Consider the following 8,141-nt stretch of genomic DNA (forward strand, 5'->3'; position numbering starts at 1 on the left):
GGCGCTTGTCGATCAGGGGGTCCACCATGAATCTCGCCATTGTTGAAGCGATGCCCACGAGTCATTTGACGCTGAGCACCAAGCTTGTCTACGAACTCGGCGACCCCAACTCCACACTGCGGGCGACCGCGGATCGCAGCGGCCCGTCGGTGGTGATCTACGCCGGGGGCGAGGTCGACGCCTGCAACGAGGACACCTGGCGCCACCTGGTGCGCGAGGCGGCGAGCGGTGTCACCGCGCCCGGCTTCTTCGTCGTCGACGTCACCGGACTCGACTTCATGGGCTGCTGCGCCTTCGCGGTGCTGGCCGACGAGGCGAAGGGCTGCCGCGAACGCGACATCGACCTCCGCCTGGTGAGCCGCGAGCCGATCGTCGAGCGCATCGTCGACGCGTGCGGTCTCGGCAACGTGTTGCCGATCTACCCCACCGTCGACTCCGCGCTGTCTGCGGCCGCTCGCTGGTAGATCCTCGGGCCGTAATCGGCTCATGGGTGACCACCCCACCGTCGGTGCAGAGGAAGAATTCCTCCTCGTCGACCCCCAGACCGGCGCGCCCGCCCCGCACAACGCGGCGGTGGCCGCGGAAGCCGAGCGGCGCGGCGCCGAGCTGCAGCTCGAACTGAGCAGTTGTCAGGTGGAAACCACCTCGCAGGTGGCTTCGACCAGCGCCGAGCTCGGCGATGAGCTGAGCCGGCTCCGGCGCATCGCGGCGCAGGCCGCCGAGGCCGCCGGCGTCCAGCTGCTGGCCTGCGGGCTTCCGCCGACCACACCGCACGAGTTTCCCGTTACCGATACCCCGCGCTACCGCAGGATCGGCGAAGAGTTCGGGATGATCGCCCACGAACAGGGCATCTGCGGATGCCACGTGCATGTGCAGGTGCCCGATCGCGCCGCGGCCATCCATGTCAGCAATTGGCTGCGGCCATGGCTGCCGTCTTTGCTTGCGCTGTCGGCGAATTCGCGCGTGTATCGCAACGCGGACAGCGGCTACGCGAGCTGGCGCAGCGTGCTGTGGCGGCGCTGGCCCGCCGCCGGAGCGCCGCCGTTCTTCGCCTCACCCGACGAGTACGACGACGCGGTGCGCCGGTTGGTGGATACCGGGGTGATCCTGGACAAGGACATGATCTATTGGGACGTACGCGTCTCCACGGACTTCCCGACGGTCGAGGTCCGGGTGGCCGACGTGCCCGCCACCGTCGCCGAGACCGTGCTGCTCGCCACCCTGATCCGGGCGGCGGTGATGACCGCGCTCGACTCGCCCGATGACGCGGGGCGGCTACCGCCCGGTGCGCTGCGCGCGGCGTACTGGAAGGCCGCACACGACGGGTTATCCGGCCGCACACTGGATTTGATCCACGGCCGCGGTGCGGTGCCGGCGGGTGAGCAATTGGGAGCGCTGGTGCAGCGGGTGCGCCCCGCGCTGGAGTCGCTGGGCGAATACGACCGCGTTCGCCACGAACTCGACCGTGTCATCACCGACGGCAACGGGGCGATGCGTCAGCTGCGGGCGTGGCGCAAACGCGGTGAGGTGATGGATGTCATCACCGAAGCCGCCGCGGCCACGCTGAGTTGAGACAAGCCCAATGCGGTCAAAACCGTTGCCGTACCGGGTTTCTCAGGCCACCGCGAGCAGGCGATACAGGCCGATCAGACCCACCACCACGATGATCGCGCGCAGCGCGTTGCCCGACAGCCGGCGTCCGTAGCGCGCCCCGAGCAGCCCGCCGACCAGTGAACCCGCCGCGATCAGGCCGGCGGCCGGCCAGCTGATCCTGTCGAACGCCACCGCCGTATAGGCAACGGCGGCAACCACATTCACCACCAGAGCCAGCAGGTTCTTGGCCGCGTTCATCCGCTGCACCGACTCCGGCAACAGCGCACCCATCAGGCCGACCAGCAGGATGCCTTGCGCGGCGGTGAAATAGCCGCCGTAGACGCCGACGGCGAAGGTGCCGAAAACCAGCGCGGCCATCCGACGGGGGCTGACGTGCTCGGGCGAACGTCCCGCCTCCTGGGCGCGCCGGGCCGTCCACGCCTGGATTCGCGGCCCGATCACCACCAGCACCAGCGCCAGCACCAGCAGCACCGGCACGATCTCGGTGAACACCTTTTCGGGCAAATGCAACAGTAGGTAGGCGCCCACCGCCGCACCGGCCAGCGATGCCGGGAGCTGCCACCGCAGCCGATCCCACTGACCGCGCAGCTCGGCGCGATAGCCCCAGGTGCCCGAGACGCTGCCGGCGACCAGACCCGTCGCGTTCGACATGGTGGCCGTCACCGGCGGATAGCCGAGCGCGACCAGTGTGGGAAAGGTGATCAGGGTGCCGGACCCGACCAGCGCGTTGATCGCCCCAGCACCCAGCCCGGCCAGGCATATGAGAAACATCTGAAGTGGCGACACCGAAGAAAAACCTTAGTCTGCCGCCGATTTCGGCGCGAGGTGACTATCGTCACGGGCGCTCCCCGATCAGGCTGGCGGAGCTTCGGCGCCGCGTTCCACGCCGGTTCGCAGCTTGACCGAGGCCGAATACGCCAGTGTCCTGAAGTGCAGGACCGGATCGTCGGAGGGCTCGATGCCATCGGTGACGCGCATCGGGTCGAACACCACGATGTCGCCGCCGTGCTCACGTTCGGTGTCCAGGCCGGTGATCGCCAGCGTGCCGACCGTAACGATCTGCGTGCTCTGCCAGGCCGCCGACGGGTCCACCGTCGAGTCGGTGGGGCCGGCGATCTGCACCCGGAAGTCGAACCGCACCGGCCCGTCGTCCAGACGCGACTTCAGCTCGTCGGTGAGGAAGTCCGGATCCTTGTCGCCGGCATCCGATCCCGACAGGTATTCCTCGGGTGCGGTCGGAACCAGGTGGTAGCGAACGTATCTGGCGCTGCCGTCGGCGGCTATCCAGCGGAAGGCGTGCAGGCCGTGGTATTCGGTGGTGGCGTAGCTGGCCGGGACGCGGTTCGCCTCGCGCACGATGGGCAGCGCACCGAGCAGCTTCGGATGGAAGAGCAGGTGTTTGGCCAGGCGCAGCGGTGTGGTGAGGCCGGGCCGCATCGCCTTGAGCAGATCGATGAAGCCGTCCGGCGTGCTGGAGACGAACAGGCGGGCGGTCTGCGTCGAGACATCGGTGGTGGAGCCGTCGGACAGGCTGAACTTCACCGCCATCCCCCGCACGCCGGACGCGCCGTCGCGCTGCTCGGGGTTGCCCGATCCGTTGGAGAAGCGAATCAGCGCCGGAACGGTCGAGCCATCGAGATGCTGTGCGCGGGAGAGCATGAGCGCGTCGGGGGTCGCCGTGAACGTGCCCCGATACAGGGTGCCTTTGGCGTGCAATGCGCGACAACCGGGCTGTGCTCCCCCGGCGCCCCGAATCGCCTCGATCGCCTGGTCAGGAGTAAGTCCACCGCTCATGGACGAATCTTAGTCGGATCACCTGGGAAAGCCGAAGAGTTCGACGACACCGTGATCGCGACCGGCGGTGTAGCCGCCGTCGACGGCGAGGGCCTGGCCGCTGACGAACGAGGCGTCGGGAGACAGCAGGAAGGCGGCCATGGCGGCGATCTCTTCGGGCTGCCCCAGCCGCTGCAAGGCGTGTTCCTTGGTGATGGAGGCCAGCGGACCCTCCATCCCGGGGATGCTGAAGACGCTGTGCGCCATGGGCGTTTCGATGAAGCCGGGGCAGATGACGTTGGCCCGGATGCCGCTGGGCCCGTAGTCGAGTGCGATGTTCTTGGTGAGCAGCACGACGCCGCCCTTGGCCGCGTTGTACGAGCTGCCGCCTGCGGTGCCCTCGAGGCCCTCGACGCTGGCAACCGTCACGATCGAGCCCCGTTCGCCGTCGGCCCGTGGTTGTTCGATCATCCTGGCCAGGGCCGCCTTGGCCACCAGGAAGGTACCGGTGAGGTTGATGCCGATCACCCGGTCCCATTCGGCGCGGTCGAGCAGGTGCACCGGGCCGCCCCCCGCGACACCGGCAGCGTGGAAGAGGCCGTCGAGGCGGCCCGGCACCGCGGCCAGCACCGCCGCGATCGCGGCTTCGTCGGTCACATCGGCGGACACGAAGGTGAACTGCGGGCCCAGGTCGTCGGGTGGGGCGCTCAGGTCGGCGCCCACCACGGCGCCGCCCTCGGCCAACAGCCGCCGCGCGGTGGCCAGCCCGATTCCCGAGGAGGCGCCGGTCACGACGAAGCTGCGGGAACGGGCGCGCTCGGGGTTCACCATGTCGGATCCTTGTCTGGGTCGGTCAGGCCGGTCGGCCCAGTCATGGTGACACACCGCCCCGCAGTCGGTTCGCGAATATCGGATTTGGTAGCCAAAGCGGTTCGCGCCGTGGGCTTTACAAAGCATCCCCGATGGTTTGATAGGTGGGCCGTATCAAGCTATGGCAAACCCATCTTGGACATCGCCACAGCCGCTGGAGGACGATGAGCCAACGGGCGAATTTCGCCGCGCCCGACGGCGTTAGGAATGACGATGTCAGTAACTCAGTTTGCGGCCGCCGTGATCGCCGTGGTCGTCCTGGCCTGCACCGCCAACCGAGCCGAACGCACCGCCGCGATAACGCTGGCGTCCGACGACGCGATCGCCATCGCGCAGGGCGTCTCGGTCACCCCCGCGCCCGGCTGGACGGTCGGACACCGCGGGCCGAACTGGGTGGCGCTGAACAACGCCGACACCAGCGCGCAGCTGCGCATCACGGTGAAGCCCGGGGGCGGCACGGATGCCGCCGGGCTGCTGCAGGCCGACATCGACCAATTCACCAGCGGCGCGTCGGCCATCTTGACCGATGTGGACCGCCTGAACCCACCCGACACCAAGCCGCTGCCCGGCGCCAATTTTCAGCAGGAAGCTTCGATCAACTACACGGCCACCGTGGTGGACCCACAGGGCACGATCCCGGTGATCGGCACGTTCACCGAGCTGCTGAACACCTCGAACGGCCGATCGGTGTTCATCGACTTCCGGCAGGACAGCAGCGCGACCACCCAGGCCGCCGGCGACGGCGGAATGATGATCGGCTCCATGCAATAAGGCGCCGGCGACCTGCGCCCGCGAGGGTCGGCGTCGCGCGCGCGGGACCGACCGCGTATTAAAAACTGGAACAAATCGAACGCGGAGGGGTCCATGCCACCAGCCGACACGACGACCAGCACGGCTGAGACGCTCGCCGGCATCGTGCAACGACACGCACAGCAGCGCCCCGACGCGATCGCCATCCGCTTCGGCGAGCGCCAGTGGTCCTGGGCCCAGTGGAGCTCGCGGATTCGTCGCACGGCCGGGGCGCTGCGCGACGCCGGCCTGGAGCGGGGCCAGTGCGTGGCCTTCCTGGACAAGAATCACCCCGCCTGCCTCGAGGTGCTCATCGCCGGCGCCTCCATCGGCGTGGTCACCACCGTGGTCAACTGGCGGGTGATCGGCGACGAACTCGTGCACGTCCTGGCCGACAGCGGCGCCCGTGTGTTGCTGGTCGGCACCGAGCTGCGCGCCGCGGTCGAGGCGGCCGCCGAGCGGGCGCCGGGCGTGGAACGCATCATCGAGATCGGCGACGAGTACGAATCGTTGCTCGCCGCGGCGGCGCCGACGCAGCCCGACCCGAGCGTCGAGGAGAACGAGACCGCGCTGGTGATCTACAGCTCCGGCACCACCGGACGGCCCAAGGGCGTGCTGCTCAGCCAGCGGGCGCTGGTCAATCACGCGTCCAACCTGGCTCCGGCGTTTCCCTTCGCCGACGGCGACGCGAATTTGGTCGCCATGCCGCTGTTCCATGTCGGCGGGATCGGCTACGCCTTGTTCGGAATCCGTTCCGGGGCACCGACGTTCATGACGCGCGAGCCCGACGCCGCGACGCTGATCGGCGCGGTGCGCGCGGGCGCCACCCACGCGTTCTTCGTCCCGCCGGTGATCGCCCGGTTCCTGGACGCGGGTGACGCGGCGACGGCCGCGATCGCCGGCTTGCGCTACATCGTCTACGGCGCCGCACCGATGCCGCTGCCCTTGCTACACCGGGCGCTGTCCACGTGGTCCAACACGAAATTCGTGCAGGTGTACGGGCAGACGGAATTGTGCGGCGCGGTCACCGCGCTGTCCGACGACGATCACCGTGACGCGACGCGGCCCGAGCTGCAGCTGGCCGCCGGAAAGGCGGTGCTGGGCTGCGAGATTCGCGTCGTCGACCAAGAGACCGGAAACCCGTTGCCGCCCGGGGAATCCGGCGAGGTGTGGGTGCGCAGCAACCAGAACATGACCGGCTACCTCAACCGTCCGGACGCGACGGCCGAGACGATCACCACCGACGACTGGGTGCGCACCGGGGACATCGGGCGCCTGGACGCCGACGGCTACGTCTACATCGAAGACCGCATCAAGGACATGATCATCACCGGCGGCGAAAACGTGTACGGCCCCGAGGTGGAGAGCGTGCTCATCGAGCATCCCGCCGTCCAGGACGCGGCGGTGATCGGGGTGCCCGACGACTTCTGGGGCGAATCCGTCAAGGCGATCGTGGTAGCCGACGGCGAGGTCGACGCGAAAGACGTCATCGAGTTCTGCCGACAGCACCTGGCCGGTTTCAAATGCCCGCGCACGGTCGACTTCGTGGCGGAACTTCCCCGCAACGCCAGTGGAAAGATCCTGAAAACTCAGCTGCGCGAACCGTTTTGGCGTGACCGGGCGCGCGGCATATGAGCACTCGCGCGGAACGCGCTACAGCCGTCCCTCGACGCGCAACTCCGGATGCACCCAATCCGGTGAGCGGCGTTCCTTGAACGAGCGGAACCCTTCGATGGCCTCGGCGTCGGACAGGCTGGCGGTCATGCCGATGCGGTCATAGAGGCCCAGGTAGCTGTCGATGCTGGACTTGATGACGCCGCGGGCGCGCGGCGCGCTTCGACAGCATTGCGCGAGAACGTCTTTCGCGGCGTCCAGCAGGCCCTCGTGCGGTACTACCCGGGTGACCAGGCCCCAGTCGAGGGCTTCGACCGCGGTGAGGACCCGTCCGGTGAACATCAGGTCGCGGGTGCGCACCGGCCCGATGACCCGGGTGAGCATCTGGCTGTAGTAGGTGTCGGCGTAGCCGCGGAACAACTCGGGCACCCGGAAGGTCGCCCGATCGCTCACCACCGACAGGTCGCTGCACAGCGCGATCTGGAAACCGCCGCCCTGGCATAGCCCGTTGACCGCGGACACGATCGGCTTGCCCGAGGTGCGCACCGCGTCGAACGGCGTCACGTCCATGCCCAGCGCGGAACCGAAGGTGATCCAGTTGTCCTCGCCTCCCCCGCCGCCCATGTCGCCGCCGGGGGCGAAGACGTCGCCGGTCCCGGTGAGCACCAGCCCGGCCAGATCCTTGTCCTCGTTGAGACGCCCCACCGCATAACGGATCCCGAAGTACATCGCCGGGCTCAGGGCGTTGCGCGCCTCCGGCCGATCGATGGTGCACACGGCGATCGGGCCCTGGCGCTCGAAGCGCAGGTAGGGCGTGCCCAGCCAATCGCCTTCGGGCGGACGGGGACGGTTCTGCGGTGTCTGCGCCACGGGACTCCTCTCGAGTCGGCGTCGCCGCGGATGCGTCGCGCCGCGACGCCGCTACTGTAGCGCTTACGGTATCCGCGCGGCCGGGCGCCTACACGTAGGGCAGCGTGGTCGCCTCGGCGGTCGCCGACGCATCGGCGAGCACCGAGGCCAGTTTGGTTTGCAGGGTGGACGTGGTGTCCCCCACCGGCTTATCGCAGAACCTGCAGCGCGTTGTGAAGTTCGGCTGTTCGTCCTCGTCCGGCCAGAACCGGCGCGGCCCGACCTGGGCCCCGGGGTCGAACTGCACGGCCTGATGCGGCGCGTCCTTGAGGATGCGGCCGACGGGATGACTCTGTGGGCATTCGAGTTTCAGCATGCCGATGCCCTCTTGGTTGCCGACCATGATTCACCGTCCTCTCGGTGTCAGTGCAGGATCTGCGCGAGCTTGCGCCACCGCCGGTGCCGGTGGCGGAACATGACCCGGACGAAAGCGCGGGTGAGCAGCCCATGCACGCCGTCGTCGGTTTCGATCTCGTCGGTGTAGCGGCAGCTGCGGTCGTCGATGGGTTCGAACGTCAGGCGGTGATTCCAGGCTGTCTCTTATACACATCTCCGAGCCCACGAGACTGCAG

10 protein-coding genes are annotated in these 8,141 nt (G+C 68.5%); 5 read left to right on the forward strand and 5 right to left on the reverse strand.

The annotated features are described in order from the left end of the window. The first annotated feature begins 26 nt into the window (after positions 1-26). Both A5760_RS09245 and A5760_RS09250 read left to right on the forward strand, forming a co-directional pair. On the forward strand, positions 27-464 hold the full coding sequence (locus A5760_RS09245) for an anti-sigma factor antagonist (protein WP_064879905.1): 438 nt from the start codon (positions 27-29) through the stop codon (positions 462-464). Between the two features lie 22 nt (positions 465-486). Continuing rightward, entirely contained in the window at positions 487-1,572 is a 1,086-nt protein-coding gene (locus A5760_RS09250) for a glutamate--cysteine ligase (protein WP_064879907.1), read from the forward strand. Between the two features lie 42 nt (positions 1,573-1,614). Here the strand turns inward: A5760_RS09250 and A5760_RS09255 are convergent, their stop codons facing one another. From A5760_RS09255 to A5760_RS09265, 3 genes are all read right to left on the reverse strand, one after another. Then, complete coding sequence (locus A5760_RS09255; RefSeq protein WP_064879909.1) at positions 1,615-2,400, reverse strand: sulfite exporter TauE/SafE family protein; 786 nt, start codon at positions 2,398-2,400, stop codon at positions 1,615-1,617. Between the two features lie 66 nt (positions 2,401-2,466). Next, on the reverse strand, positions 2,467-3,408 hold the full coding sequence (locus A5760_RS09260) for a catalase family peroxidase (protein ID WP_064879911.1): 942 nt from the start codon (positions 3,406-3,408) through the stop codon (positions 2,467-2,469). A gap of 18 nt (positions 3,409-3,426) precedes the next feature. Further along, entirely contained in the window at positions 3,427-4,218 is a 792-nt protein-coding gene (locus tag A5760_RS09265) for an SDR family NAD(P)-dependent oxidoreductase (protein ID WP_064879913.1), read from the reverse strand. A 252-nt stretch (positions 4,219-4,470) separates the two neighbouring features. On the opposite strand from A5760_RS09265, the gene A5760_RS09270 reads away from it, so the two are divergent. After that, on the forward strand, positions 4,471-5,028 hold the full coding sequence (locus A5760_RS09270; protein WP_419538231.1) for a hypothetical protein: 558 nt from the start codon (positions 4,471-4,473) through the stop codon (positions 5,026-5,028). Positions 5,029-5,121: 93 nt separating this feature from the next. Next, on the forward strand, positions 5,122-6,681 hold the full coding sequence (locus A5760_RS09275; protein WP_064879915.1) for a long-chain-fatty-acid--CoA ligase: 1,560 nt from the start codon (positions 5,122-5,124) through the stop codon (positions 6,679-6,681). Positions 6,682-6,699: 18 nt separating this feature from the next. On the opposite strand, the gene A5760_RS09280 is transcribed toward A5760_RS09275, so the two are convergent. Together A5760_RS09280 and A5760_RS09285 are read right to left on the reverse strand one after the other, a co-directional pair. Continuing rightward, positions 6,700-7,530, reverse strand: a complete 831-nt coding sequence (locus A5760_RS09280; protein ID WP_064879917.1) for an enoyl-CoA hydratase/isomerase family protein — start codon at positions 7,528-7,530, stop codon at positions 6,700-6,702. An 88-nt stretch (positions 7,531-7,618) separates the two neighbouring features. Beyond that, a complete protein-coding gene (locus A5760_RS09285) occupies positions 7,619-7,912 on the reverse strand; it encodes a hypothetical protein (protein ID WP_064879919.1) in 294 nt (97 codons plus the stop codon). A 17-nt stretch (positions 7,913-7,929) separates the two neighbouring features. Here A5760_RS09285 and A5760_RS27285 point away from each other — a divergent pair. Further along, positions 7,930-8,141 (forward strand): hypothetical protein (locus A5760_RS27285; RefSeq protein ID WP_231122589.1); only part of this gene is annotated, 212 nt, incomplete at its 3' end.

This window comes from Mycobacterium colombiense (genome assembly GCF_001665835.1).
Lineage (GTDB): Bacteria > Actinomycetota > Actinomycetes > Mycobacteriales > Mycobacteriaceae > Mycobacterium > Mycobacterium colombiense_A.

Excerpts from the sequence above, each read along its gene's own strand:
- A5760_RS09260 (WP_064879911.1), bottom strand. The coding sequence starts at position 3,408 with ATGAGCGGTGGACTTACTCCTGACCAGGCGATCGAGGCGATTCGGGGC.
- A5760_RS09265 (WP_064879913.1), bottom strand. The coding sequence starts at position 4,218 with ATGGTGAACCCCGAGCGCGCCCGTTCCCGCAGCTTCGTCGTGACCGGC.
- A5760_RS09285 (WP_064879919.1), bottom strand. The coding sequence starts at position 7,912 with ATGGTCGGCAACCAAGAGGGCATCGGCATGCTGAAACTCGAATGCCCA.
- A5760_RS09250 (WP_064879907.1), top strand. The coding sequence starts at position 487 with ATGGGTGACCACCCCACCGTCGGTGCAGAGGAAGAATTCCTCCTCGTC.
- A5760_RS09245 (WP_064879905.1), top strand. The coding sequence starts at position 27 with ATGAATCTCGCCATTGTTGAAGCGATGCCCACGAGTCATTTGACGCTG.
- A5760_RS09275 (WP_064879915.1), top strand. The coding sequence starts at position 5,122 with ATGCCACCAGCCGACACGACGACCAGCACGGCTGAGACGCTCGCCGGC.
- A5760_RS09270 (WP_419538231.1), top strand. The coding sequence starts at position 4,471 with ATGTCAGTAACTCAGTTTGCGGCCGCCGTGATCGCCGTGGTCGTCCTG.